24 protein-coding genes and 1 tRNA gene are annotated in these 25,791 nt (G+C 72.5%); 10 read left to right on the top strand and 15 right to left on the bottom strand.

The annotated features are described in order from the left end of the window. Window positions 1-7 precede the first annotated feature (7 nt). Together ABT095_RS12755 and ABT095_RS12750 are read right to left on the bottom strand one after the other, a co-directional pair. Window positions 8-985: an NAD-dependent epimerase/dehydratase family protein gene (locus ABT095_RS12755; RefSeq protein ID WP_350529372.1), complete on the bottom strand. Its 978-nt coding sequence runs from the start codon at window positions 983-985 to the stop codon at window positions 8-10. Window positions 986-1,057: 72 nt separating this feature from the next. Further along, on the bottom strand, window positions 1,058-2,014 hold the full coding sequence (locus ABT095_RS12750; protein WP_350529371.1) for a ScbA/BarX family gamma-butyrolactone biosynthesis protein: 957 nt from the start codon (window positions 2,012-2,014) through the stop codon (window positions 1,058-1,060). 384 nt (window positions 2,015-2,398) lie between these two features. Here ABT095_RS12750 and ABT095_RS12745 point away from each other — a divergent pair, with 384 nt between their 5' ends. Continuing rightward, on the top strand, window positions 2,399-3,010 hold the full coding sequence (locus ABT095_RS12745) for a ScbR family autoregulator-binding transcription factor (protein WP_350529370.1): 612 nt from the start codon (window positions 2,399-2,401) through the stop codon (window positions 3,008-3,010). Between the two features lie 116 nt (window positions 3,011-3,126). Here ABT095_RS12745 and ABT095_RS12740 read toward each other — a convergent pair whose 3' ends face one another. The 7 genes from ABT095_RS12740 to ABT095_RS12710 all read right to left on the bottom strand — a co-directional run bounded on the left by ABT095_RS12740 (window position 3,127) and on the right by ABT095_RS12710 (window position 10,272). Further along, entirely contained in the window at window positions 3,127-3,642 is a 516-nt protein-coding gene (locus tag ABT095_RS12740) for a shikimate kinase (protein ID WP_350529369.1), read from the bottom strand. 32 nt (window positions 3,643-3,674) lie between these two features. Then, complete coding sequence (locus ABT095_RS12735; protein WP_350529368.1) at window positions 3,675-4,013, bottom strand: hypothetical protein; 339 nt, start codon at window positions 4,011-4,013, stop codon at window positions 3,675-3,677. A 133-nt stretch (window positions 4,014-4,146) separates the two neighbouring features. Continuing rightward, window positions 4,147-6,075, bottom strand: a complete 1,929-nt coding sequence (locus ABT095_RS12730) for an anthranilate synthase family protein (protein WP_350529367.1) — start codon at window positions 6,073-6,075, stop codon at window positions 4,147-4,149. Between the two features lie 75 nt (window positions 6,076-6,150). Continuing rightward, window positions 6,151-6,786, bottom strand: coding sequence for an isochorismatase family protein (locus tag ABT095_RS12725; RefSeq protein WP_350529366.1), 636 nt, complete (start codon window positions 6,784-6,786; stop codon window positions 6,151-6,153). A gap of 161 nt (window positions 6,787-6,947) precedes the next feature. Next, complete coding sequence (locus tag ABT095_RS12720) at window positions 6,948-7,724, bottom strand: 2,3-dihydro-2,3-dihydroxybenzoate dehydrogenase (RefSeq protein WP_350529365.1); 777 nt, start codon at window positions 7,722-7,724, stop codon at window positions 6,948-6,950. Window positions 7,725-7,997: 273 nt separating this feature from the next. Next, entirely contained in the window at window positions 7,998-9,227 is a 1,230-nt protein-coding gene (locus tag ABT095_RS12715) for a 3-deoxy-7-phosphoheptulonate synthase (protein ID WP_350529364.1), read from the bottom strand. Between the two features lie 502 nt (window positions 9,228-9,729). Then, a complete protein-coding gene (locus ABT095_RS12710; RefSeq protein WP_350529363.1) occupies window positions 9,730-10,272 on the bottom strand; it encodes a transketolase-like TK C-terminal-containing protein in 543 nt (180 codons plus the stop codon). A gap of 203 nt (window positions 10,273-10,475) precedes the next feature. On the opposite strand from ABT095_RS12710, the gene ABT095_RS12705 reads away from it, so the two are divergent. Then, entirely contained in the window at window positions 10,476-11,057 is a 582-nt protein-coding gene (locus ABT095_RS12705; protein ID WP_350529362.1) for a GNAT family N-acetyltransferase, read from the top strand. Window positions 11,058-11,099: 42 nt separating this feature from the next. Beyond that, window positions 11,100-11,453 (top strand): DUF6204 family protein, encoded by a 354-nt coding sequence (locus ABT095_RS12700; RefSeq protein ID WP_350529361.1) that lies wholly within the window; start codon window positions 11,100-11,102, stop codon window positions 11,451-11,453. A gap of 57 nt (window positions 11,454-11,510) precedes the next feature. Here the strand turns inward: ABT095_RS12700 and ABT095_RS12695 are convergent. Beyond that, a tRNA-Ser gene (locus tag ABT095_RS12695) sits at window positions 11,511-11,598 on the bottom strand. A 72-nt stretch (window positions 11,599-11,670) separates the two neighbouring features. Further along, complete coding sequence (locus ABT095_RS12690) at window positions 11,671-13,242, bottom strand: S1C family serine protease (protein ID WP_350529360.1); 1,572 nt, start codon at window positions 13,240-13,242, stop codon at window positions 11,671-11,673. A gap of 295 nt (window positions 13,243-13,537) precedes the next feature. Between ABT095_RS12690 and ABT095_RS12685 the strand changes: the two genes are divergently transcribed. The 4 genes from ABT095_RS12685 to ABT095_RS12670 all read left to right on the top strand — a co-directional run bounded on the left by ABT095_RS12685 (window position 13,538) and on the right by ABT095_RS12670 (window position 17,784). Next, on the top strand, window positions 13,538-14,887 hold the full coding sequence (locus ABT095_RS12685; RefSeq protein ID WP_350529359.1) for a purine-cytosine permease family protein: 1,350 nt from the start codon (window positions 13,538-13,540) through the stop codon (window positions 14,885-14,887). Between the two features lie 64 nt (window positions 14,888-14,951). Beyond that, on the top strand, window positions 14,952-15,755 hold the full coding sequence (locus ABT095_RS12680) for a glycerophosphodiester phosphodiesterase (RefSeq protein WP_350529358.1): 804 nt from the start codon (window positions 14,952-14,954) through the stop codon (window positions 15,753-15,755). Between the two features lie 251 nt (window positions 15,756-16,006). Then, a complete protein-coding gene (locus tag ABT095_RS12675; RefSeq protein ID WP_350529473.1) occupies window positions 16,007-16,528 on the top strand; it encodes an ATP-binding protein in 522 nt (173 codons plus the stop codon). Window positions 16,529-16,791: 263 nt separating this feature from the next. Further along, window positions 16,792-17,784, top strand: coding sequence for a DUF5926 family protein (locus tag ABT095_RS12670; RefSeq protein WP_350529357.1), 993 nt, complete (start codon window positions 16,792-16,794; stop codon window positions 17,782-17,784). A 194-nt stretch (window positions 17,785-17,978) separates the two neighbouring features. On the opposite strand, the gene ABT095_RS12665 is transcribed toward ABT095_RS12670, so the two are convergent. Further along, window positions 17,979-18,674, bottom strand: a complete 696-nt coding sequence (locus tag ABT095_RS12665) for a bifunctional DNA primase/polymerase (RefSeq protein ID WP_350529356.1) — start codon at window positions 18,672-18,674, stop codon at window positions 17,979-17,981. A 381-nt stretch (window positions 18,675-19,055) separates the two neighbouring features. Between ABT095_RS12665 and ABT095_RS12660 the strand changes: the two genes are divergently transcribed. After that, a complete protein-coding gene (locus ABT095_RS12660; RefSeq protein WP_350529355.1) occupies window positions 19,056-20,453 on the top strand; it encodes a PP2C family protein-serine/threonine phosphatase in 1,398 nt (465 codons plus the stop codon). Between the two features lie 96 nt (window positions 20,454-20,549). Beyond that, window positions 20,550-22,040, top strand: a complete 1,491-nt coding sequence (locus ABT095_RS12655) for an aminopeptidase P family protein (protein ID WP_350529354.1) — start codon at window positions 20,550-20,552, stop codon at window positions 22,038-22,040. 58 nt (window positions 22,041-22,098) lie between these two features. On the opposite strand, the gene ABT095_RS12650 is transcribed toward ABT095_RS12655, so the two are convergent. The 3 genes from ABT095_RS12650 to ABT095_RS12640 all read right to left on the bottom strand — a co-directional run bounded on the left by ABT095_RS12650 (window position 22,099) and on the right by ABT095_RS12640 (window position 24,546). After that, a complete protein-coding gene (locus tag ABT095_RS12650; protein ID WP_350529353.1) occupies window positions 22,099-23,313 on the bottom strand; it encodes a hypothetical protein in 1,215 nt (404 codons plus the stop codon). Next, the gene (locus ABT095_RS12645; protein ID WP_350529352.1) at window positions 23,310-23,963 is read right to left on the bottom strand and encodes an RNA polymerase sigma factor; all 654 of its coding nucleotides are present in this window, start codon (window positions 23,961-23,963) and stop codon (window positions 23,310-23,312) included. The genes ABT095_RS12650 and ABT095_RS12645 overlap by 4 nt, the downstream gene beginning before the upstream one ends. Before the next feature lie 136 nt (window positions 23,964-24,099). Further along, a complete protein-coding gene (locus ABT095_RS12640) occupies window positions 24,100-24,546 on the bottom strand; it encodes a rhodanese-like domain-containing protein (RefSeq protein ID WP_350529351.1) in 447 nt (148 codons plus the stop codon). A 200-nt stretch (window positions 24,547-24,746) separates the two neighbouring features. On the opposite strand from ABT095_RS12640, the gene ABT095_RS12635 reads away from it, so the two are divergent. Further along, complete coding sequence (locus ABT095_RS12635; RefSeq protein ID WP_502884865.1) at window positions 24,747-25,715, top strand: helix-turn-helix domain-containing protein; 969 nt, start codon at window positions 24,747-24,749, stop codon at window positions 25,713-25,715. The last annotated feature ends 76 nt before the right edge of the window (window positions 25,716-25,791 follow it).

Here is a 25,791-nt window from a genome sequence, read left to right as displayed (position 1 = left end):
CTCCGGGTCAGAGCACTTCCGGGTCAGAGCACTTCCGGCCGTACCGCGCCGCGTACCAGGGTGCGTGCTCGGCGAAGCGGGCGGCGAAGCCGGGCCCCGGCGGGCAGCCGGTGATCCGCCACAGCTCCTCGCTGCGGTACCAGTGGTCCACCCCCAGCAGCGACAGCCGCCGCCCCCAACTCCCGCCCCCGAGCGCCTCGGTGGCCTCCGCCAGGCTCAGCGAGCCGCTCGGCGCGGGCCGCCCCAGCGCCTCGGCGGCCAGGGTGAACAGCTCCCGCACCCGGACCGGCTCGGGGTGGCAGGCGTGGTACGTCCGCCCGCCGGCCACCGGCTCCCAGGGGGCCAGCGCGAGCGCCGCCAGCGGCCGTGCCAGGTCGTCCACCGCCGTCATCGAGATCCGGGCCCGCCCGTCGTCGATCCAGTGCGGCAGCCGGGCCAGCAGGTCCGCCACCGCGGGCAGCACCCAGGTGTCCCCCGCCCCGTAGACCAGGTGCGGGCGCACCACCGTGCCGCCGGCGGCCAGCACCAGCCGCTCGGCCAGCATCCGGCTGCGGCTGGTCGCTGAGACCGGTTCGACAACTGCCTGATGCTCCGTCAGATCCCGGTGCACGCCGTCCCGGTAGACCGCCGTGGTGCTGAGCTGGACGATCCGCCGCACCCCCGCCCGGGCCGCCTCGGCGAGCAGCGCCGCGGTGCCGTCCACGTTCACCCGGTGGCACAGCTCGGCGTCCCCGCCCACCTGCGAGGCCAGGTGCAGGACGGTGTCCACCCCCGTGCAGGCGCCGCGCAGCGAGTCGGGGTCGAGCAGATCGGCCCGGTAGGGCTCGATCTCGACCCCCGCCCCGACGGTCGGTTGCGGCATTTCACCCCGCGAGAGCACCCGCAGGGAGTACGCTGGGTGAGCGGTGGTCGACGCAGGGTCGGCAAGCAGGCGCAGGGTCTCTCCCCCGATGAAACCCGTGCCACCCGTCAGCAGTATCCGCATGACTCCGAATCCCCGTTCTTCACCGGCAGGTTGACGTCGGTTGGCTCTGCTGGGCCCTGCGCCTGAAAGCGGTCAGGCGCAGGCGTCGGCGGGCAGCGGGCGCAGCTGGAGGATGCCCTTGGCCACGGGCTGTCCGGCCTGCTCCAGGACGACGCCGACGGTGCGGTCCTGACCCTCGCCGACGGGGCCGAGGCCCGCGCGGACGTAGACCGGCAGGTGCAGTTCGGCGTAGCGCGTGAAGAGGCAGTCGAGCCCGAAGGGGGCGAGCGACTGGCCCTCCGCGACGGCGGCGGCAGCCTGCCGCATCGCCTCCACCAGCACCATCCCGGGCACGTGGTCGACGGCGTGGTCGAAGAGCACCGGGTGGCGCCGGTCGGCCTGCACCAGCCAGCGGTTGGGCACCTCGGTGGGCGTGATCACGGTGTTGGAGATGGTGTCGTCACCGCTGACCGCCTGCTGCGGGAAGCGGAATGACGGAGCGTCAGCCAGGAACGGCGCGCGGATCCGGGCATAGGTGGCCGGGGCCATGCAGTCGAACTTGGCGCTGCCGCCGCCGAGTCGCTCGGTGCCGCGGTAGATGTCGACGTGGTAGGTCATGCCCGCGAGCGCGCCCCGGCGGAAGCGCGGGTCGCAGGTGACCTCGACCGTGAGGTCGGCCGGGCACCAGTTGACCACCATCTGCTCGGGCACGGCCTGGTAGGAGAGGTCCCACATCACGAAGGGGAAGTCCAACGGGACGTTGTACCCCACGTGTGCGACCAGGAGCCCGGCCTGACGGACCGTCTCGGCCAGCAGCAGCGGGTCGTACACCCAGGCGACCGGGCGGTAGAAGCTGTGCGTGCGCGGCCACTGGGCGCCCAGCAGGAACTGGTCCGGAGCGGTGCGCTGCCAGCCGGTGAGCAGGACCTCCGAGACGGAGGCGCGGTGCACGTACCTGCGCGGCACGGTCTGCTGGTGGAGCTCCACGTCACTGCCGGCCGGCCTCTCGGCGGTGAGCAGGCCTATCGTGTCTGACAGTACTGACGTCATTTCGGTCCCCCCTGGACGAGTAAGAAAGAGCCACTGGCCAGTGCTGGATCACGTGCGGTGCCCGGGCGGCGCTGGTGGGGCCCGCGCCGGGGCGGGGCGGCTGGGACACGCCACGGGTTGTCCGTGTGCCCGGGACCGCTCGACCAATTCGGTTGTGAAACTATTGACCGCACTCAAGTAGGCCGCTCCCCCGCGAGGTGCCACATCGGCACCGGGCCCGGCGCAACGCGCGCCACGGCTCAGGCCGCTGCTTGACGGGGTTGGACTTCAAACACTGCTGGTCGGGACCTGGTCCCTTACAGCTAGCGTAGAGTACCATCCGGTCGGTTTGTAGCGGGGGAGCGTTAATTAATCGGGAGAACTATGGCTCAGCAGGCGCGAGCGGTGAAGACCCGTCGCGAGATCATCAAGGCCGCGGCCGAGGTGTTCGAGCGTCGTGGCTACGCCGCCGCCACCATGGCCGAGATCATCGCGGCGGCTGGCGTCACGAAAGGAGCGGTCTACTTCCACTTCGCCTCGAAGGAGGAACTCGCCCAGGCCGTCATCGACGTGCAGTCCGACTGGGTCGACACCGGCCTGGAGCCGGCGCCCGGGTTCCAGGCCGTCATCGACGCGACGATGGTCTACGCGAACGCTCTGATCAACGACGTGATCGTGCGGGCCACCAACCGGCTGGTGATCGAGCACGGCAGCTTCGACATGCCGAACTCGGAGCCCTACCAGACCGACATCCTGACGATCCGCGATCTGGTGATCCGGGCCGACGAGGCGGGGGACATGCTCCCGCGGCTCGACCCGTACGCCGTCGCGAAGACCATCACCGGTGCGTTCACGGGCATCCAGCTCAGCTCGCAGGTGCTGTCCCAGCGGACCGACCTGGTCGAACGGCTGGTCTTCATGTGGCGCGTACTGCTGCCCGGGCTGGTCCAGCCCGAGCGGCTGCTCACCCTGGACCCGACGGGCTCACCCCACGTGCGCCCGAGAGCGGCCGCCTGAGCTGCGCCAACCCTGCTCGACCCGCCCGGGGGGCCGCCACCTCCGGGCCGGACTGTGTCACCTCGCGCCGGAGAGGGGAGAACCGGCCGGGGGTACGCACCTCAGTCACTGAGCTGTCACCGGGGACCGGTCGGCCCAGGGCCTGTCCGGAGCAGCGCGGCGATCCGTGCGGCGACCAGCCGGGACGGGCCGTCCCCGGAGACGGTGTGGCTGGCCAGGCGCCGGTAGATCGGGGTCCGGACGGCGAGCAGGGTCCGTAGCCGGGCCTGCGGGTCGTCGACCAGCAGGGGGCGGCTCTTGGCCCGGCCGATCCGGCTGGTCAGCTGGCCCACCGAGACCTCCAGGTGCACCACGGTGTGCCCGCGCAGCATCGCCTGCGTCGACTCCTCCAGGACGGCGCCGCCGCCGAGGGCCAGCACGCCGTCGTGCTCGGTCAGCGCCCGGTGCACCACCGCCCGCTCACGGACCCGGAAGTGCGCCTCGCCCTCCTCCTCCAGGATCTGCCGGATCCGCCGCCCGGCGGCGGCCTCCACGTCCCGGTCGGTGTCGCGGAAGCCGACCCCGAGCAGCCGGGCGAGCGACTTGGCCACCGTGGTCTTGCCCGACCCGGGCGGGCCGATCAGCACCGCCACCGGTCTCCTGCGCACCGTGAGCGGCACCGCCGTCAGCTCCCCGCGCCGAAGGCCAGCCCGAGCCGGCTCAGCCCCTCGAGGGAGTGCGGGCCCTCCACCGTGGCCTCCACGTCGAAGGCCTCCCGCCGGCTCGGCGGGTAGCCGATCAGCTCGGCCGCCCGGGCCGGGATCGGTCGCGCCGCCGCCTCGGCGGACTCCCAGAACAGCACCGCCCCCCACCGGTTCTCCGCCGGATCGGCCAGCCAGGCCTTGAACACCAGCCCCTCCACCCCGGCGAAGCGGTCCACCGCCTCCTCCCGCAGGAACTGCCGCAGGTCCTCGATCGTGCGGCCGGAGGCGGCGAGGTCCCACCAGACGACTACGGCGTGCATACGGGCGGCTCCTCGAAGGTCGGTGGACGACTGTGTCAGGTGTCCGGGCGGGCCGAGTGGCCTTCCCGAAAGGGCAGAGTCCGCGCGCGGAAGCCGGCCGCACGTGGCGGCCGGCTTCCGTACGGGCGCGGGGTCAGGCGAGCAGGCAGCTCAGGGCGTCGCTGATGATGCCCAGGCCGTCCTGGCTGAGGATCGACTCGGGGTGGAACTGGACCGAGCGGAAGCCCGGGCCGCGCAGGGCGTGGATCTGGCCGTTCCCGGGGTCGCGGCTGACCTGGACGGTGGCGCCGAGCGCGGGGACTTCGACCTCGTCCAGCTCGCTGTGGCCGGCGAAGGTGTTGTAGAAGCCGACCAGCTGGGTGCGGCCGAAGAGGTCGATCTTCTTGGCCACGCCCTGGTTCGGCCGGTCCCGGCGGACCAGGTCGAAGCCGAGCGTGTGGCAGAGCACCTGGTGGCTCAGGCAGACCGAGAGGAACGGCGTGCCGCTGCCGAGCAGCTGGCGGGTGGCCGAGCGCATGTGGGCGATCTTCGGGTGGTCCAGCTCCTGCGGGTCGCCCGGGCCGGGGCCGAGCACCACCAGGTCGTACCCCTCGAAGCTGTACTGCTCGTCGAAGCGGCGGACGGTGACGTCCAGGCCGAAGGAGCGCAGCTGGTGGTCCCACATCGCGGTGAAGGTGTCCTCGGCGTCCACCACCAGGACCTTCTTGCCGGCCAGCGCCCGCACCGAGCGCTGCCGCTCGTCCGGGCACTCCAGCCAGAACGGCGCGAGCGCGACGTTGCGCTGGGCCAGCGCGCCGAGCACCTCGGGGTGCTTGGCGAAGCGCTCCCGCCCCTTGAGCCCGCGGACCGGCGGCGGGGTGCCGCGCAGCGCGGCGAGCAGACCGGCGGTCTTGGCCGCCGTCTCGCTCACCTCGGAGGCCGGGTCGGAGTCGCGCACCAGCGTGGCGCCCACGCCGATCCGCACGGTGCCGTTCCCGTCCAGCTCGGCGGTGCGGATCAGGATCGAGGAGTCCAGCGTGCGGCCGCCCGCGGCGTCCCGGCCGATCAGCGCGACCACGCCGCTGTAGTAGCCGCGGCCGGCCGGCTCGTACCGGCTGATCACCTTGGCCGCGCTCTCCAGCGGGCTGCCGGTGACGGTCGGGGCGAACATCGTCTCGCGCAGGATGTCGCGGACGTCGCGGTCGCTGCGGCCCTCGATGAAGTACTCGGTGTGGGCCAGGCTGGCCATCTCCATCAGGTGCGGGCCGGAGACGGAGCCGCCGGTGTCGCTGATCCGGGCCATCATCTTGAGCTCTTCGTCCACCACCATGTAGAGCTCGTCGGCCTCCTTCGGGTCGCTCAGGAAGGAGAGCACGCCGTCCAGCGTCGGGCCGGTCTCGGGGTAGCGGTAGGTGCCGCTGATCGGGTTCATCAGCGCGACCCCGCCGGCGAGGCTGACGTGCCGCTCGGGGGTGGCGCCGACGAAGGTCCGGCAGCCGGTGTGGATGACGAAGGTCCAGAAGACGCCGCACTCGCGCTCGAGCAGCCGGCGGAAGAAGGTCAGCGCGGCGGCCGGGGTGTAGTTCTCGATCTCCACCATGAACTCGCGCCGGATGACGAAGTTCGCGCCCTCGCCCTGGCCGATCTCGTTGGTGATGATCTCCCGGACGACCTCGGCGTACGCCTCGTCGTCCAGGTCGAACCTGCCCTGCGTCACGGAGAGCTGCTCGTCCGGCAGCCGCTCGAGCAGGTGCGCCAGGCTCACCTCGCCCTGCTCGGTGACCGAGAGGGTGACCAGCGGGGCGCCGTCGTCGGCCGCGGCGAAGCCGCGCTCGGCGATCTGGCGGTACGGGACGAGCGCCAGCACCTCGTGCTCGGCCCGGCCGGTGCCGGCCACCCGCTGCCCCTCGGTGGGCAGCGGGATGTCGGCCAGCGCGCCGAGGTGGGCGGTGTCCCCGAGCAGCACGTCGACCCGGTCGGCCCCAGCCACCGTCGGGCGGTACAGCACGGCGAACGCCGGGGGCTGCTCGGCGAGGATCCGGTCGAGGAGCGCCTCGCCCTGCTGGGTCTGCGGGTACGTCATGGTGCCTGCCTCCGTGATCTGGTGCGGTACTGGCCGTTCGAAGGAGAAGTGGCGCGCCCTTGAGCCGGCGCCGCGTCAGCCGAGCTCGGTGAGCACGGTCTTGGTGGTGACCGTCATGGCGCAGCGCTCCGCGGCGTACTTGAGGGCCGAGCGGTGGTACTCGAGCGAGAAGTCGGCGATCCCGTCACCGACCAGGAAGGGCTGGATGTCGTAGGTGAAGGCGTCGCAGGTGGACATCAGCACACCGACGTGCGCGTACACGCCGCAGACGATCAGCTGGTCACGGCCCGAGGAGCGCATGAACTCGAGCAGCTCGGTGCGGTGGAAGGCGCTGTAGCGCCACTTGGTGAGCACCAGGTCGCCCTCGCGCGGCTCCAGCGGGGGGACGACCTGCTTGTGCTCGGGCGAGGGCGTCATGCCCGGGCCCCAGAAGTCCTTCAGCAGGCCGCGCTCGGCCTCCGTCATGCCGCCCGGCTGCGCCGTGTACGCGACCGGCACGCCCAGCTCGGCGGCCCGCTCGCGGATCAGGGTGACGTTGCGGACCAGGTCGGTCACCGGGGACTCGCCCGCGGCGAACGGCTGCAGGAAGTACTTCTGCATGTCGTGGATCAGGAGCACGGCCCGCTTCGGGTCGACCGTCCACCGCGCGACGTTCTCGGGCAGGTCGCCCTCGGAGGGCATCGGGTAGGGGGAGATGGCCGGGATTCCCATGGGGGTGTCCTTCCGGAGCGGGGTGGCTGAGCGAGGGTCGGGCGGGCCGGGCGCCGCCGGGCCGGGCCGGGTGGGGCCCGGCCGCGGCGACTGCCGGTCAGGTGTCCGAGGGGCCTGAGAGGGCCTCAGGCACCTCAGGTACCTCAGGTACCTCGGTGACCTCAGTGACCGAGGGCGGCGCCGCCGTCGACGGTCAGGTCGTGCATGGTGATGTGCGCCGCCTGGTCGGAGAGCAGGAAGAGCACCGCGTCCGCGATGTGGCCGGGCTGGGCGAGGCGCCCCAGCGGGATGCCGACCCGGTAGGCCGAGGCGACACCCTCGATGGACGCCTGCGTCGCGGCGCTGGTGTCCTCCCACATGGCGGTCAGCATCGGCGTGTCGGTGGAGCCGGGGGCGACCACGTTGCAGCGGATGCCGAACTTGGAGACCTCCAGCCCCAGGCACTTGGTGAACATGGTCGCCGCGGCCTTGGAGGCCGAGTAGGCGGACATCTCCAGGCGGGCGGTGGCCGCCGCGTTGGAGGCGATGGTGACGATCGCGCCCCGTCGGCCGCCGTCCACCATCCGGTTGACCACCGCGCGGGAGACGAAGAAGACCCCGGTGGTGTTGACCGCGAAGGTGGTGGCCCAGTCCGCGTCGCTCAGCGCCTTGGCCTGGCCGAGGCGGAGCACCCCGGCGCCGTTGACCAGGTAGTCGATCGGTCCGAGGTGCTGTTCCACCTCGTCGATCACGGCCTCCACCTGGGCACTGTCCGTCACGTCGATCGGGAAGGGCTCCGCCCGCCCGCCCTCGTTCCGGATCTCCTTGGCGATCTCGTCGAGCCGGTCGAGGTTGCGGTCGACCAGCGCGACGGTGACCCCGCGCGCGGCCAGGGCCCGCACCACGGCCTCGCCGATGCCGCCGGCCGCGCCGGTGACGACCGCGACCTTGTTTTCCATCCCATAGATATTCATAGCGACCCCAAAAATCGAGGATGATCGACCAGAGTCGGCCGGATGTGGTGGTGCGCCCTTTTTATGTCGGGCTGCTCAGCTCCGGGCTGCTTCGCCGACCGGGCCGTTTCACAGCCGCCCCGCCATGCCCGCCGGACGAAATTCCGACCATCCGGTCTCTTTCCCGGTCTCCCGGGCTTTTCTCCGGCCTTGCGGAATTCCGTCCGGCGGCCTCCGACGATCGGGTCGCTGTGCGGATCGGCGATGTTCCCGCGATTGTCAGCCGCGCCAGGCCGCGGCGATCTCGAGCGCCTGCGCCGGGTTCAGCCGGGGGTCGCAGAAGCTCGTGTACTTGTCCGGCACCCGCGCCAGCGACCGCTCGTCGTGAGCGCACTCGGTCACGTCGTCCGGCGTGGTCTCCAGGTGCAGGCCGCCGACCACGGCGCCCGCGGCGGTGATGGCCTTCTGGAACTCCTCGACCTCGTGGCGGACGGTCTCCACCAGGCGGGTCTTGAGCCCCTCGGGGCCGTTGACGGTGTTGCCGTGCATCGGGTCGGTCAGCCAGACCACGGGGTGGCCGGCCGCCTTGACGGCCGCCGCCATCGCGGGCAGCTTGGCCGCGATCTTGTCGGCGCCCATCCGGGCGATCAGGGTGAGGCGGCCGGGCTCGCGCTCGGGGTCGAGCAGCTCGCAGAGCTCGAGCAGCTCGTCCAGGGCCATGCTCGGGCCGACCTTGGAGGCGACCGGGTTCGCCACCGAGGCCAGCAGCATGACGTGCGCGCCGTCCAGCTGGCGGGTGCGGTCCCCGATCCAGGGGAGGTGGGTGGAGGCCAGGTAGCGGCGTCCGTTGTCGTCGTAGCGCAGCAGCGGGACTTCGTAGTCCAGCAGCAGCGCCTCGTGGCTGACCCAGACCGGCGCGCCCACGGCGCCCAGACCCCGGTCGGCCCGCTCGCGCAGGGTGCTCATGGCCAGCGCGGCGGCGTCGTAGCCGGCCAGCAGACGGCGCGGGTCGGGGCGGCGCAGCTCGGCGTCGGGCTCCGGGCTGTTGACCATGTGACCGCGGTAGACGGGCAGCTCGACACCGCCCACCAGCTCGGTCGGCTTCGAGCGCGGCTTGCCGAACTGGCCGGCCATCCGGCCGATCCGGACCACCGGACGCGGGCTGTGCAGGGCCATGACCCCGGCCAGCGCGTCCAGCAGGCCGACCTTGCGGGTCACGTAGCCGGGTTCGCACTCCGCCGGGTCCTCGGCGCAGTCGCCCGCCTGGACGACCTGCAGCTTGCCCTCGGCCACCTCGGCGAGCAGTGCGCGCAGCCGGGCGACCTCGGACGAGCTGACCAGCCCCGGGCGGTCGGCGAGTTCGGTGCGGATCTCGCCCAGGAGCTCCGCGTCGGTGGACTCCCACTCCGGCTGCTGGTGGGCGGGAAGCGACTTCCAGAAGTCGATCCCACCCTCCGACAGCGCCGTATCGGCGGCTGCCGGCCGCGGCGCAATCGCGTCGCTGATCATCCAGAACCTCCATGGTTACGAATAGCGCTCATGGCTGGAAAGCACCAGGGAAGCCGAACATTCCGACTATTGCCCGGCCTTCCTTTTCTCCGAGTCTGGATAGGCCTCAGAGGGGGGTCAACGGGCCTCAAAAAACTTCGTCAGATGTTCTGGACTCCGTCACTTGGGCCGCAATTGCCGCACGCGCATCAGATACTCCGATTCCCCGGATAAATGACCCGGGGAATGGCAGGTGGAGTAATTTCGGAAAAGCAGCCGGGCCGCTGTGTCAGAAAGCATGGACCTGACGCCCCGGACTCGTGACTGCGGCAGGTCGGCCCGGCTCGGCGAAGTAGGCGGCCCAGTGCGTCAGGTCCGCCCCGCCCCGGGAACGACCGAGGGCCCGACCACCTCGGGGGAGAGAGGGTGGTCGGGCCCTGGGCCGGCCGCCTCAGGGGGGAGTCGCCGTGCCGGGGGAGGTCACGGTGGGCGGCTGGCCGGTGGGGTGGAACTCTCTTCGGTACTACGAGGCCTGACGGTGCGACTGCTCCCCGCTGCGCCGCGCGTGCGCGAGGCTGGCCCGCGCCTGGGCGGCGACCAGCTCGGGGGTGAATCCGTACTGGTCGTGCAGCGCCCGGTACGGGGCGGCCAGGCCGCAGCGGCCGAGGCCCGCGGCGGCGCCGTGCTCCCCCGCCAGCTCCCGGGCCAGCTCGCCCGCCATCGCGTACCAGCCGAGCTCGGCCGCGGCCCCGACCGAGACCCGGGCCCGGACGGCGGGCGGCAGGACGGCATCCCGGTAGGCCGCGTCCTGCTCGTCGAACCAGGCCGCGCAGGGCATCGAGACCACCCTGACCGCCTTGCCCTCGCGCTCCAGGATCTCCCGGGCGCGCAGCGCCGTCGGCACCTCGCTGCCGGTCGCGATCAGGATCACCTCGGGCTCGCCCGTACCGGCCTCGGCCAGTACGTACCCGCCCCGGGTGACGCCGTCGGCCGAGGCGGCGGCCAGGCCGCGCTCCAGGTCGCTCCACTGGAAGGGCGTGGCGAGGAGTTGGTTCCTCATGGTCATCGGAAGGCTCAGAGCTCCTCTCCAAGAGGCTGGGCGGCGAGACCGGACGGTGAGCGTGGTTCACGGCGGTGCGCTGAGCATCTCCGACTGTCCGTCAGCGGCCTGGCGCCCGGCAACGGGTGGGGGCGGACTCCGTCAGCTGGACTGCCCGCCCACGGTAAATCCGCTTGCCGAAGCCCCGCTGAAGCTCCCACCATCCGGCCATGGACCAAGACGCCACCACCGACTTCAGCCACAAGCCCACCCTGCTCGGCGAGCGGGTCCGACTGCGGCCCTTCGTGCCCGAGGACGTCGCCGCCCTCGCACCCGCCTTCGTGGACCACGACGTGATGCGCCTGACGGGCAGTCACCACTCCTCCACCGAACCGCTGTTGCCGCTCGACCCGGCGCGCGCCGAGGAGTTCCGCCACTGGCGCAACGAGCAGCCGGACCGGCTGGACCTCGCCGTGGTGGAGCTGGCCACCGGGCGCTGCGTCGGCGAGGTGGTGCTCAACGAGTGGCACCCGGCCAACCGGAGCTGCAACTTCCGCATCCTGCTCACCCCCGAGGGCCAGGACCGGGGCCTGGGCACCGAGGCCGCCCGGCTGCTGATCGGCCACGGCTTCGAGCGGCTGGGCCTGCACCGGGTCTCGCTCTCGGTGTTCGCCTTCAACCCGCGTGCCCGGCACGTCTACGAGAAGCTGGGCTTCGTGGCCGAAGGCACCCTGCGGGACGAGTTCCGCTACGACGGGGCCTGGGTGGACTCGATCGTCATGTCCGTACTCGCCCACGAGTGGGCGGGCTGAAACTCACTGGCCGGTGGGCCGCGCCCCGGCTATCGTCCGGGAATGACTGACCGGACCTTCCGTGTGACGGTGCGCGGCACCTTCGACGGCCTCACCCCCGAACAGACCGCCGAGCTCCTCGCCGAGGCGGCCGAGCACGACATGCTGCACGCCTCCTTCACCCGCGAGGGCCACCTCAGCTACGACCTCGCCGCCCGCCCGTTCTTCACCTTCCGCTACCTGGAGTCCGGCGAGGCCGAGGAGGACATCGCCCCCGCCTCGCTGCGCGCCCAGACCGCCGCCGAACTCTGGCTCACCGACCGCGGCTACGGCTACAAGAACCTCCGCGTCCAGGCCGAAGACCTCTCCCAGGCCGCCCTCGGCAAGCGCCAACGCCGCGCCCGCGCCGGCGCCTGACCGCCCCGCAACACCGAGACGGCCCCTGACCACGCTGGTCAGGGGCCGTTTCACGGGCGGAGAGTGTGGGATTTGAACCCACGGTGCGGGGTCACCGCACGACAGTTTTCAAGACTGGTCCCTTAGGCCGCTCGGGCAACTCTCCTGGCGGAGGTCAGCCTAACGGGTCCGGCGGGGTTCGGTGCACCCGGTTTGCGGCCGGGCGTCACCGGAGGGGTCAGTTGTCGCCCTTGCGCTCGCCGAGGGTGATGGTGGTCTTGGCGGCCTTGCCGTCGCGGGTGTACTCGACGTCGACCTTGTCGCCCGGCTTGTAGGTCCAGATCTCGCTGACCAGGGTCGGGCCGCTGTCGATCGGGTGGTTGCCGAGCTTGGTGATGACGTCGCCCGGCTTGAGGCCGGCCTGGTCGGCCGGGCCGCCCGGGGTGACGGCCGGGGTGCTGCCCACCGGCCCGGTCTGGATCTGGGCGCCGTCGCCCTTGTAGTCGTCGTTGCGCAGCACGCCGAAGATCGCGTACACCGGCTGCCCGGTCCTGATCAGGTCCTGGGCGACCCGCTTGGCCTGGTTGATCGGGATGGCGAAGCCGAGCCCGATGCTGCCCGCGCGGCCGGTGGAGCCGCCGGTGTTCGACTGGATCGCCGAGTTGATGCCGATCACCGCGCCGGCCGAGTTGAGCAGCGGGCCACCGGAGTTGCCCGGGTTGATCGAGGCGTCCGTCTGGAGCGCGTTCATGTACGAGTTCTGCTGGCTGGTCTCGTCCCCGGAGGCGACCGGACGGTCCTTGGCGCTCACGATGCCGGTGGTGACGGTGCCTTCGAGGCCGTAGGGCGCACCGATCGCGATGGTCGGGTCCCCGACCGCGACCTTGTCCGAGTCGGCCAGCGGGAGCGGGACGAGCCGGTCCTTCGGCGGGTTGTCCAGCTTGATCACCGCGACGTCGTACCCCTTGGCCCGGCCGACCACGGAGGCCGAGAAGGAGGAGCCGTCGGAGAACTTGACGGTCAGTTTGCCGCCACCGTCGGCCGCCGGGGCGACCACGTGGTTGTTGGTCAGGATGTGGCCCTCGGTGTCGAAGACGAAACCGGTGCCGGTGCCCGACTCGGTGGCGCCCGAGGCCTTGATGGTCACGGTGCTCGGCAGCGCCTTGGCGGCGATCCCGGCCACCGAGTCCGGCGAGCGGTCGGAGGCCTTCTGCGGGTCGCCCACGCTGATGGTGGTGCTGGTGCGGCTGGTGGTGCCCGGGCCGGAGTCACCCCGGTCGGCGATACCGACGCCGATCGCGCCACCGGCCACCCCGGCCACCAGCGCGACGGCCGCGACCAGGGCGATCAGCCCGCCGCGCTTGGGGCGGCGCGGCACCGCCGGACCGCCCGGGTACTCGGCGGTCGGCTCGTGGCCCGCGCCGCCGTGCGGCGGCTGGCCCCAGCCGCCGACCGGGTGGCCGGCGCCGAAGGGGTGGTGCGGCTGCTCGGCGGCGTAAGGCGGCTGCTGGGCGGCGTAGGGCGCCTGCGCGGCGGCCGCGGGGGCCGCGTACGGGTTCACCGGGGCCTCGGCGGCCGGCACCGGAGCCTCGGCGGCCGGCCCGGGAGCCGGAGCCGGGGCAGGGGCCGCTGCGGCCGGGGCGGGCCCGGCGGACGGCGGGCCGGAGGGCGGCGGGGCGTCCAGGTACGAGGGAGCCGCCGGCGCCGCCTCGGGGGCGGGCTTGTCGAACGAGAGCGTCGGCGTGGCCTCGGCCTCGGCCGGAACCGACTCCCCCGGGCCGGTAGCCCCACTCGAGTGCTCGCTGCTCACGGACGACCTCCATAGCTGACAGGACCTTGGACCATAGTTTTTCGCATCCCTGATTCGGTTGGGGTAAGGAGGCCCCTGAAGAAGTCATAAGAATCCTTACGGCCCACCGACCACAGGCCCCCTGGCCTTGGCCTTCACCGCTTCGGCCGCTACCCTGGCGCTCCAAACTGACACGCGGGAGCTTGGACCGACCAGGCTGAGAGTGCGCTGTTCGACCGTACCCAACAAAGGGGCGTCGAGGGAGCGCTGACCGCTCGAACCTGTCCGGGTAATGCCGGCGTAGGGAGAAAAGGCCATGACGGCTGCCCCGCCCCTCGATGCCCCTGCCGCCAAGGCGCCGCACGCCGAGGCCCCGCTCACGCTCGACACCGCCCCGCCGCGCACCCTCGGCTTCAGCGGCCAGTTCGCGCTCTGGGCCAACCTCGGCGTCAGCCTGATCGGCTTCACCAGTGCCGCGACCGTGCTCGGCGCCCCCGGCTCAGAGCTCTCCTTCACGGCCGCCGTGACGGCGATCGTGGTCGGCACCGCGATCGGCACCGCGATGCTCGGCGTCGCCGCCGTGATCGGCGCCCGGACCGGCGCCCCGGCGATGGCCGTGCTGCGCGGGCTCTTCGGGACCAAGCTCAGCTACCTGCCGACCGTGCTCAACATCGCCCAGTGCGTCGGCTGGGGCGTCTACGAGCTGATGGTCATCGCGATGGGCGCCCAGACGGTGGCCGGCACCCAGGGCTGGCACTGGCTCTTCGTCCTGCTCGCCGGGGTGCTCACCACCACGCTGACCATCTGGCCGCTCGGCTCGATCGCGGTGCTGCGCAAGTACGTGGCGGGCCTGGTCGGCGTGGCGATGGTCTACTTCACCGTCCAGCTCGGCCGCCAGGGCTTCCCGAACCCGGGCGCGGGCAACTGGAAGGGCTTCCTGCACGCGACGGACGCGATCATCGCCGTGTCGATCTCCTTCGTGCCGCTGGCCGCCGACTACACCCGGCACTCGCGCACCCCGCGTGCCTCCTTCTGGGGCACCTTCTCCGGGTACACCCTGGCGCAGGTCTGGTGCTACGTGCTCGGGCTGATCGCGCTGCTGCAGTCGAACGGCGACTCGACCAAGATCTTCGGCTCCTTCACCGGGGTGGCCGCCGGATGGGCCTTCCTGCTGGTGCTGGTGCTGCGCGAGTCCGACCAGTCCTTCGCGAACGTCTACTCGACCGCGATGTCGATCCACAACCTGCTGCCGAAGGTGGACCGCCGGGTGCTCACCGGCGCCGTGGGGGTGCTGGTCACCGGGCTGGCCCTGAAGATCCAGGAGTTCAACGACTCCTACTCCAACTTCCTCTACCTGATCGGCTCGGTCTTCGTGCCGCTGCTGGCCGTGCTCGCCGTCGACTACTTCCTCGGCGCCGGCCGCCGCGGCTGGAACCTCGGCCAGGACGCCCCGGCCCGCTGGCTGATGCTGCTGCCCTGGGCCCTCGGCTTCGCGGTCTACCAGTACCTCGCCCCCACCCCGATCGCCGGCTGGTGGACCACCTTCTGGACGAACGCCCAGAGCACGCTGCACTTCACCCCCCAGGAGTGGAGCTCGGCCTCGCTGTTCAGCTTCCTCGTCCCGGCTCTGGTGACCTGGGTGATCACCCTGCTCCGCAAGGAGTAGGGCCTGTCCTGGTCGCAACCCACCCTTCTCCTGGCGTTCACCCCCGGGCTCGTAAAGTGGTCGGGTGGACACCCGTGACCTGCCTGCACCGCCGCCCGCCGCGATCGACCGCACCGCCGTGCGCGTCGTCGCCCACCGCGGTTCCTCCGCCGCCGAGCCCGAGCACACGCTGGCGGCGTACCGGCGGGCGATCGAGGAGGGCGCCGACGCGCTGGAGTGCGACGTCCGGCTGACGGCGGACGGGCAGCTGGTCTGCGTGCACGACCGGACCGTCCGCCGGACCTCGGACGGCACCGGGGTGGTCTCCACCATGACGCTCGCCCAGTTGGAGAAGCTGGACTTCGGCTCCTGGAAGACCGGCTCCGGCCCGCAGCCGGTGCTGACCCTGGCGCAGCTGCTCGAGCTGGCGGCGGACGCCGGCCGCCGGGTCGAGCTGGCGATCGAGACCAAGCACCCCGTCCGGCACGCCGGGCAGCTGGAGGCCGAGCTGCTCAAGATGCTCGGCCACTACGGCCTGCTCCCGACGGACCAGGAGAGCTCGCAGATCCGGATCATGAGCTTCTCCGAGCGCGCCGTGCGCCGGGTCCGCCAGGCCGCCCCCCAGGTGCCGACGGTCTACCTGCTCGAGCGCCGCCTCCCGCTGCGCGGCCGCATCCGCAACCTCCCCGGCGGCGCCCCGATCGCCGGCCCGGGCATCGACCTGGTCCGCGCCGACCCGGGCCTGGTGACCGCGCTGCGGGCGGCCGGGCACCGGGTGCACGTCTGGACGGTGGACGAGCCGGCCGACGTCGAGCTCTGCCTGGAGCTGGGCGTCGAGGCGATCATCACCAACCGCCCCCGCGAGGTGCTCACCCAGCTCGGCCGCTAGCCGTCGCGTGCGCCCTTCGCGGCGTCGCGCAATTGGCGTACGCGGGCGCGAGCGATGGGGCGTGCACCCCAGCGCATGACGAATTACGTCACCTTTCACAACCGTACGTGAGCATGGAATCACCATTTGCGTACCGTGAGTTGCGGTGCGCGTAATTGTCGCGTAGCGATCGCCGAAGTGCCGTTTCCGACGCATTAACGAGGGGCATCCATCCCTCGGTAATCGCTGAAGGAGGTCCGGGGGTGGCACTGATGGTGGCGCACGAGGTGCCGGCTTCATCGACCCTGGCAGTGCCGCACGGCCCTGCCAGCGTCGGCGTCGCTCGGCGGCGCCTACGCCGTGATCTGGGGGAGCGCGAGATACCAGACACGGTCATCGACGACGCGGTCCTGATCCTTTCCGAGCTGCTCAGCAATTCCTGCCGGTACGCCCGCCCGCTCGGCCGGCTGGCCGATCTGGATCTGGAGGCGCCGGACGCGCTTCTGGTCGGGGCGCACTCCCCCACCCGGCGCACCGCGCCCTGTGCGGACGGCGAGTGGGATTCCGGCGGGGTGCTGGTGCGGTGGCAGATGCACCGGGACGGCTCGCTCACCTTGGAGGTCACCGACGGCGGCTCGGCCACCCGGCCGGTCCCGGCCCGGCCCTCCCTGACCTCGCGCGGGGGGCGCGGCCTGAGCATCGTGGGGAGACTGGCCAGCGAGTGGGGCGTCCGGGACGAACCGGGCCAGGTCACCGTCTGGGCGGCGCTCCCGACCGGCGGCACGGCTCGGTAGGGCCTGACCGGCCGATCACGTCGGATCAGCGGGCGTCGTCGGGTGACGCGCGGGCGGCGCCGAGGAGGAAGTCCATGCGGAGCATCGGCGACCGACGGGAAGCCGGCGAAGGGCCCCTCCCGCCCGATGCCGGGCAAGGAGGGCGCGTGCCCCGGCGGCGACCGCCCGGCGTGGTCGGCCGGTCAGGTCCTAGGGCCTGACCGGGGCAAAACCTCAGTAGGCTGCCGGGGAGCAAGTGTCCTCGTCCCCGGGAGAGCCGCACCATGGCCAAGAAGGCCGCGAAGAAGTCGCCGCAGCGCAGCCAGTCCACCCCCGTGACCTCGGGTGAGATCCCCGTCGTCGGTGCCCGGGAGGACTGCCCGTGCGGTTCGGGCCGCCGGTACAAGGCGTGTCACGGCCGGGAGGCCGCCCACGCCGTGCAGGAGCTGGTGCACCGCCCGTTCGAGGGTCTGCCGGGCGAGGCGGACTGGGTCGCGCTGCGCGAGCTGGTGCCCGCCGCCACCGTGCCGCTGAAGCTGGCCGCCGGGGTGGCCGAGGCCGCCGTCGGCGAGGTGCCCTCGGTGACGCTGGCCACCGTGCTGCCGCTGGCCTGGCCCGCGCTGCGCCGCCAGGACGGCTCGATCCTGCTCGGCCTGCAGACCCAGTCCGCCTCCGGCGACCTGAGCCGTGACCTCGGCGACGCGCTCGAGCTGGCCCTTGCCACCGAGCCGGGCACCCCGGTCGCTGCCCGCCGGACCGCCCACGGCGGCCGCCGCCTGCAGGAACTCCTGGACCTCACGGCCGAGTTCACCCCGGCCGTGCACACCGGCTTCGAGTTCTGGCTGGAGGACGCGGAGAGCGCCACCGGCGAGGTCGCCGCCTCGCTGGAGCGGGCCAACGCCTCGGCCATCCCGACCGAGAAGATCTCCAGCGTGCCGAACGCCTACTGGTGCAAGGCCCCCGACAAGAACCACCTGCGCTGGGTCATGACGGTGCCGGAGGAGAAGCTGCTCGACGCGCTGGCCCGCCTCACCGCCGCCGACCGCTCCTCGCTCGGCGAGGACACCCGCCTGGTGGGCTCGTTCCGCGCCCACGGCCTGACCGTGCCGGTCTGGGACCTGCCCTCCGAGATGACCGCCGAGCAGTGCGAGAAGCCCGCCGCGGCCTTCGCCGAGCGCCTGGCCGAGACCCTCGCGGGCCTCGACGCGCAGCCGCTCACGGCCGAGGAGCGCCGGGCCCGCGCCAACCTGGTGAACCGTCAGGTCACCCTGAACTGACGCGGATCGAGCCGGAAATGTGACTCGCATCACATTTCCGGCCGTTCGGGAAAATGTCCTGGTCGCAAGCCCGATGGACAAATTGGCTCGGACGCGGATCTTTGTTACCATTTAAACGATCCGGTCGCTGGTGCATCCCCCGTCGCCAGCGGCCGGATCTTTTCATTTCCGGAATCAGTCGCTCCGGACGGGGTTCAGTACGCGAGCCGGCTTCCCCCGGAAGCCGCGCTGCTGGCCGCGATCAGCGCCCCGAGCAGCGTGCCGACCTGCGGCAGCCAGGGCCGGTCCTCGACCGGCGGCCGCAGCCAGCGCACCGGCCCGCTCCCCGTCCGCGAGGGCGGCAGCACCAGGAAGCCGTCCGGCCCGTGGTAGCGCAGCGAGCCCGGCACCCAGGGCTGCTCGGCCAGCAGCTCGCCCAACTCCTCCAGCGTGTACGGCGCGACCAGCAGCACGTACCTGGTCGGGGTGGCGAGCACCGGCCCGAGCGGCACCCCGTGCAGCCGGAAGTGCTCCAGCGCCCGCGCCCCGGCCTCGGCGGGCAGGCTCACCGCACAGACCGTCCGCCCGGTGGCGACCAGCACCGAGGACTCCGGGCTCCGCTCGCCCCACCACCAGGCCACCATCCGGGCGTCGGTGCTGGCGGCGAGCAGCGGCGGATCGTGCGGGTGGGCGCCGGGCGAGGGGCAGCAGGGCTCACCGCAGGAGCAGGAGCCGAGCAGCCCCGGCACGCCGTAGGCGCCCGGCACCACCGGCCAGCCCCGGGCGGCCGAGGCGAGGGCCGTGGCCAGCAGCCCGGCCCTGGTGCGGCGGCGCGCACCGGGCAGCCACAGCCGGCCCCAACGGTGACGCGGCCGGAACGGGCTCGACCAGGGGAGGCGCTTGAGCTGCATGAGCGCTCGTCCTTCACGACGGGTACGACGGGGGGCGGGGGCCCGGAGAGGTCGGCCCCTGGAACGAGAATCCACCATGCGACCTGAGGGACGCGGCCCGGAGCCGGTCGGTTCCACCGTACGAGTGAGTGGTGCGTGGCCTGGCAGGACGCCGGGGGCGCGAAGCATACGATCCGGACCGCCACTTGACGGACCGTCGGCACCTCCCGGGCCGCACCGCCCGCCCGGAGCCTCCCCCGGCGGCTCCGCGGACCGTCTGGACATGCCCCTTTCGGCCTGTGTACAAGTGGGTGATTGATGCCGAAGTAGAGATATAGACGTCGATTTGGGCGGTCTGTAGGGGTCCTGCGTGACACGTACCAGTGTGTGGGGAGTTGGGACATGACCGACGCCAAGCCGCTCGACCTGCCCAGGAGCGGCGAGCTGCCGAGGGCCCTGGTGCCCGCCGCCCTCCGTGGTCCGGAGCGGTTGCAGGACCGTTTGGCCGCACACCCGTCCGAACACCCCGAGACGACCAAGGCCGACTACGCCGCCCTGCACGAGCATGCCGGCCGGCTCGCCGCCGCCCGCGGCCTGGCCGACACCCTGGACACCGTGCTCGCCTCCGGCGCCGCCCTGCTCGGCGCCCCGCGCGGGCTGATCACCACCACCGCCCGCGGCTCCGCCCGCGCCGTCGGGCTCGGCCTGGACCGCGCCGAGCTCGGCGCACTGGAGACCGTACCGGCCGAACACGGGCCGTTCGCGGGCCTGTTGAGCGAGACCGGCCGCCCCGGCCGGCTGCTCATCGCCGACCTCGCCGCCGATCCGGCGGCCGACCCGGCGGTCAGTCCCCGGCTGCGCGAGGTGGCCGCCCAGCTCGGCCTCGGCGCCTGCTACGCCCAGCCGCTGGCCACCGAGGCGGACGGGCCGCTCGGCACCGCCGTCTGGTTCTACGACGAGGCCACCGAGCCCGAGCCGTACCGGCGCCGCCTGGTCCAGCTCTACTGCGAACTGGCCGCCCCGCTGCTCGCCACCCAGCTGGCCGCCGAGCGGGCCCGGCAGTCCACCGAGGCGCTGCGGCGCGGCCTGCTGCCGGACCGGCTGCCGACCGTCCCGGGCCTGCGGCTGGCCGCCCGCTGCGTACCCGCCGGGCTGGACCACGCGACCAGCAGCGACTGGTACGACGCGATCGCGCTGCCCGACGGCTCGGTGGGCCTGACCGTGGGCAGCGTGCTCGGCGACGGCCCGGGCGCCGGGCCCGACTCCGCCCCGGGCGCGGCCACCGCGATGGGCCGGCTGCGCTCGGCGCTGCGCGCGTACGCCGTCCTGGAGGGCGAGGACCCGGTCTCGGTGCTCGGCGACCTCGAGCTGCTGCTCAAGACCACCGAGCCGAGCCGCTCGGCCACCGCCGTCTACGCCTGGGTCGAGCCCGACGAGCACCGGATCACCCTGGCCGGAGCCGGGCACTGCCCGCCGGTGCTGGTCACCCGCTACGGGGCCAACTTCGTGGAGACCTCGCTCTCCGCCCCGCTCGGCATGCTCAGCTGCTGGGAGGCCCCCCGGGTCGAGCTCGGCGCCGAGCGGGGCGACCTGCTGCTGCTCTACACCGAGGGCCTGGCCCGCCGCTTCGGCCCCACCCTGCACGCCGGGCAGGCCGCCCTGCGCCGGGCCGCGGCCGACGCCCCGCGGGACGTCCGGCACGACCCCGACCGCTTCTGCGCCCACCTGCTCACCGTCTGCGGCGAGCCGGACAGCCCGGCCACCGACGACCTGGTGGTACTCGCAGCGCGATTTGCATAACAAGTGTTGTGCACCCGTTCAGCCGTTCGGTTCCGGTCCGTACGATGGAGCCAGGACCGCCCACCGGCGGCACACCACTCGCAAGGAGGCGACGAAGTGACCGAGGACCGTACCCCCGCGGCAGCCGAGAACCCCGAGGGCGCCGTGGACGGCGACGCGGAGCAGCCGATCAAGGGGCGCAAGAACGGCCTCTACGACGAGGTGTCCGACGAGCTGGCGGCCTCGATGAAGTCCGGCTGGGGCGACACCGAGCTGCGCGGCCTGCAGCCGATCGACCAGGCCGCCCACACCGCCGCCCGCCGCGCCGCGCTCTCCGCCGCCTTCCCGGGCGAGCGCCTGGTCGTCCCGGCCGGCAACCTGCGCACCCGGTCCAACGACACCGAGTACTCCTTCCGCGCGGCCAGCGAGTACGTCCACCTCACCGGCAACCAGACCGAGGACGCCGTCCTGGTCGGCGAGCCGGTCGAGGGCGGTCACGAGTTCACCCTGTACCTGCTGCCCCGCTCCGACCGCGAGAACGGCGAGTTCTGGCTGGACGGCCAGGGCGAGCTCTGGGTCGGCCGCCGGCACAGCCTGGCCGAGTCCGAGGCGCTCTACGGCCTGCCCACCCGGGACGTCCGCAAGGCCGCCGAGGAGCTGGCGGCGGCCGCCGCCGCGCCGACCCGCCTGGTCCGCGGCTACGACGCCGGCCTGGAGTCCGCCCTCGCCGAGGTGCTCGACGAGGACCGCGACACCGAGCTGAAGGTCTTCCTGAGCGGGCTGCGCCTGGTCAAGGACGAGTGGGAGATCGGCCAGCTGCGCGCCGCCTGCGACGCGACCGTGCTCGGCTTCACCGACGTGGTCCGCGAGCTGGGCCAGGCCGTGGCCACCTCCGAGCGCTGGATCGAGGGCACCTTCTGGCGCCGCGCCCGGGTCTCCGGCAACGACATCGGCTACGGCTCGATCTGCGCCGCCGGCCCGCACGCGACCACCCTGCACTGGGTCCGCAACGACGGCGACGTCCGCCCGGGCGAGCTGCTGCTGCTCGACGCCGGCGTGGAGACCCACACCCTCTACACCGCCGACGTCACCCGCACCCTGCCGATCAACGGCACCTTCTCGCCGCTGCAGCGCAAGATCTACGACGCCGTGCACGCCGCCCAGGAGGCGGGCATCGCGGCGGTCAAGCCGGGCGGTCGCTTCCGCGACTTCCACGACGCCGCCCAGCGCGTCCTGGCCGAGCACCTGCTCGCCTGGGGCCTGCTCGACCCGGCCGTGTACACCGTGGAGAAGGTCCTGGAGCTGGGCCTGCAGCGCCGCTGGACCCTGCACGGCACCGGCCACATGCTCGGCCTCGACGTGCACGACTGCGCCCAGGCCCGCCGCGAGGAGTACGTCGATGCGCTCCTGGAGCCCGGCATGTGCCTCACCGTCGAGCCCGGCCTGTACTTCCAGCTGGACGACCTGACCGTCCCCGAGGAGTACCGCGGCATCGGCGTCCGGATCGAGGACGACATCCTGGTCACCGCCGAGGGCAACGAGAACCTCTCGGCCGGCCTGCCCCGCACCTCCGCCGAGGTCGAGGCCTGGATGGCCTCGCTGGCCTGATCGCTCGGTACAGCCGTGCCCCCGACCGCTGCGGCGGCCCGGGGGCACGGTCGTACGGTCAGGGAGCCTGGGTACCCGGGCTGCTGATGTTGGTTTCGGCCTTAGCGACCAGGGTCTGGCCCTTCGGATCGGCCTCCCCGGACACCTGGATGACCCAGGCCCCCAACTTGATGTCGGCGCCCTGGTCAGGCATCAGTTCCAGCCGGTACTTGACGGTGACACTCTGGCCCGGGGCGAGGTCGTGAGCCTGCCACTCCCTGGAGGCGACTCCGGCGACCAGGGCCGAGCTGTCGACCCGCTGCCAGGACCTGCCGTTGTACCAGTCGACCTGTGCGACGGAACCGACGGGCGCGCCGACCTGGAGCCCAAGCGGGCCGTACCCCCCACCGATGACGTCGGTCATCGTGACCCTGAACTCCACATACCGGAGACCGCTCCCGTCACTCGGCCGGGGCGTCACCTGGTCGATGGTGACCTTGGCGTCGCCCGGCGCGGCCGGACGGTTCGGCGGCACGTCGAAGCCGGTGAAATCCATGCTGCTGAGGATCGACTGGACGTCCTGCTGGTAGTCCTCCTTGAGCCCGCTCGCCAGCAGGAACACCCGGTAGTTGTCCAAGCCCCACATCCGCGCGGTGTACGACGCCTTGGCGTTGCAGCTCACCTGCCAGGTGGTGTCGGCCTCCTCCTTGCCGCCCACCTTGCCCGTCCGGCGCACCGGACTGCCGACCAGGTGGAAGTCCGAGTAGTCGTACACCCAGCCACCGTCCGGGGCGCCCCAGACCGGGCAGTCCCGCTCATCGGCCCAGCCGTTGTCGTCCCCTGCCAAGGCTTCCTTGCTCGGCCAAAGCTCCTTCTGCTGCTCCGCCGGACTCCGGTGGGTGATGAGCCGGACACCGTACGGACTGCACCTGCCCTTCCGGTCGGTCTGATGAGGAGCCAGCAGACAGACCTCGTCCGACTGCTGGCCCGGCGCGGCAGTCCAGCCCGGCGGCAGCTTGAGGCTGATGCCCCGAAAGCTGTACAGGGTGCTGGTGGCCGGCGGGACGGCGACGGTGTACGGCTTGACGGTCAGCAGGCCGATGACCAGCGCCGCGGCCAGGGCGAGGACGGTGACCACCGCGGTCTTCACCGGGCCGAGGCGGCGCGGGCGCCGCGACGGCGGGTCGGCCGGGCGCAGGTCGTGCGCGGTGATCAGGCCGGCCCGGGCGGCCAAGGCCTCGCGGAGCAGACGCTCGGTCGGGGCCTCGCGCCCGTGCTGATCCCTGCTGCTCATCGGGCCTCCTCCAGCTGCTTCTCCAGGGCGTCCAGCGCCCGGCTCGCGGTGGACTTCACAGCGCCCCGGGAGAGCCCCAAGGTCTCGGCTATCTGCGCTTCCGACAGGTCGGACCAGTAGCGCAGCACCAGCACCTCGCGCTGGCGCGGGGTCAGCTCCTGGAGCGCGACCAGCACCCGCCGGTGCTCGTCGTTCAGCACGGCGTGGTCCTCCGCCGAAGGCGCGTCGGCCTCGTGCGGCGGCACGTACTCCCGCGCCGTCCGACGCCGCCGGAGCACCGACCGGGCGCCGTTGACCACCGAGGTGTGCAGGTACCCGAGGGCGTTGTCGAGGTCGTCCAGGTACTCGCCGTGCCGCTGGTACAGCGCGGTGAACGCCTCTTGGACAACGTCCTCCGCCAGGTCCTGGCGGTCCACCAGGAACACGGCCGTCCGCACCAGGGAGAGCCGGTGTGCGTAGTAGAGCTGAGTGACCGTCGACCGCCCCTCGTCGGCCGAGCGGCCTCCGCGCAGCAGCCGGAAGCCGGACCTGCGGACGTTCCGTTCCGCCGGGTCATCGGGCGGCAGGGCCTCCTGGGCCCCGAAGAGCAGCCGGAGGAACTTTCGTGGGCCGCACCGCACGGAGCGTGGGCAAGCGATCGCCGTGGACATACGAAATGATCCCCCAAGGACGTGGCCGGTCAGGGTGTGCGCCGGTCTTCCCGGCCCACACCCTGACAGACGTCCATCCCCTCAGGGGGTTGCAGGTGACTTCGAAAAAGTCTTTCGGGCCCCTCCGGGCCCTGGTTCAGCAGACCAGGCCCAGGTCGGCGGGGGTGGCGGCGGCCGGGTCGATCGGGCGGCGGCCCTCGGTGGGCCAGCCCTCGCGGACCCAGTACTCCAGGCCGCCGATCATCTCCTTGACCTCCCGGCCCAGCGCGGCGAGCTTCATCGCGCCCTTGGTGGAGCCGTTGCAGGCGGGGCCCCAGCAGTAGACCACCAGCAGGCCCGGCGGCAGTTCGGCCACCCGCTCGGCGGTGATCTCCGCGATCGGCAGGCTGATCGCCCCCGGCAGGTGGGCCTTGCGGTGGGCCCCCTCGGCGCGGACGTCCAGGACGGTGAAGTCCTGCTGCCCATCGCGCATCGCGTACCAGACGTCCGCCGGATCGGCCTGGCAGCCGAGCCGCTCGGCGAAGAAGGCGAAGGCCCGCTCGGGAGAGAGAGCCGGGATCTCGGTCACGGGAGAGGTGGTCATGGTCTGGCTCCTGACGATCGGTTTCCGTCCTGCGGCGATGTACCGATCTTCGTTTCCGATCACCACCCCCCGACAGTGGCGGGAACGACTACACTCGCCAAGATCCCGCCAGCCCGGAACCGCCAGGGAGCCCCTCGATGGCCAGCACCACCACCCGTACCGGCCCCGTCCCGGTCACGATCGGCCCGCCGCCGGAGCCGGTGCACACCATCGCGGTGTACGCCTTCGACGGCATGGCGCCGTTCGAACTCGGCGTCGTGGTCGAGGTGTTCGGCCTGGCCCGGCCGGAGCTGACCGGGCTGCTGGCGGCGCCCTGGTACGGGCTCAAGGTCTGCGCCGACCGGCCCGGCACCCAGCTGCGGGCCGTCGGCGGCTTCTCCCTGACCGCCCATCACGGCCTGGACGAGCTGGCGGACGCGGACACCGTGATCGTGGTCGGGGTGCCGAACACCTTCAGCGGCGAGGTCTCCCCCGGGCTGGTCGCGGCGCTGCGCACGGCCCACGAGCGCGGCGCACGGATCGTCTCGATCTGCTCGGGCGCCTTCGCGCTGGCCGCCGCCGGCCTCCTCGACGGCCAGGAGGCCACCACCCACTGGCGCTACGCCGAGCTGCTCCAGCGGCGCCACCCGGCCGTCAAGGTCAACCCCGACGTGCTGTACGTCGACAACGGTGACGTGCTGACCAGCGCGGGCAGCGCCGCCGGGATCGACCTCTGCCTGCACCTGGTGCGCAGCGACCACGGCGCCAGGGTGGCCAACACGGTGGCCCGCCGCTTCGTGGTGCCGCCGCACCGGGCGGGCGGCCAGGCGCAGTTCATCGAGGCCGCCGTCACCCCGGTCGAGGAGGAGGACGACGGCATCGCCCGCAGCATGCAGTGGGCACTGGACCACCTGACCGACCCGCTGACCGTCTCGGTGCTGGCCAGGGCTGCGCGGATGTCCGACCGGTCGTACCTGCGGCACTTCACGGCCCGCAACGGCACCAGCCCGATGCGCTGGGTCATCACCCAGCGGATCGCCGCCAGCCTCCCGCTGCTCGAATCCCCCGAGGGCAGCATCGAGGAGATCGCCGCCGCCGTCGGCTTCGAGAGCGCCGCCACCTACCGCCACCACTTCGGCCGGGCCATGCGCACCTCCCCGACCGCCTACCGCCGCACCTTCGCCGCCTGACCGGGGCCGAGACGGTTCGTACACCTCGACTGTTCGCGTGGTGACGGTCTCCGCCATGATGGCCGGAACAGTACGA

The sequence above is a fragment of the Kitasatospora sp. NPDC002227 genome, assembly GCF_040296285.1.
Taxonomy (GTDB): Bacteria; Actinomycetota; Actinomycetes; order Streptomycetales; family Streptomycetaceae; genus Kitasatospora.
Note: the sequence above shows the minus strand (reverse complement) of the source record. Positions and strands in the feature narration are given on the sequence as shown.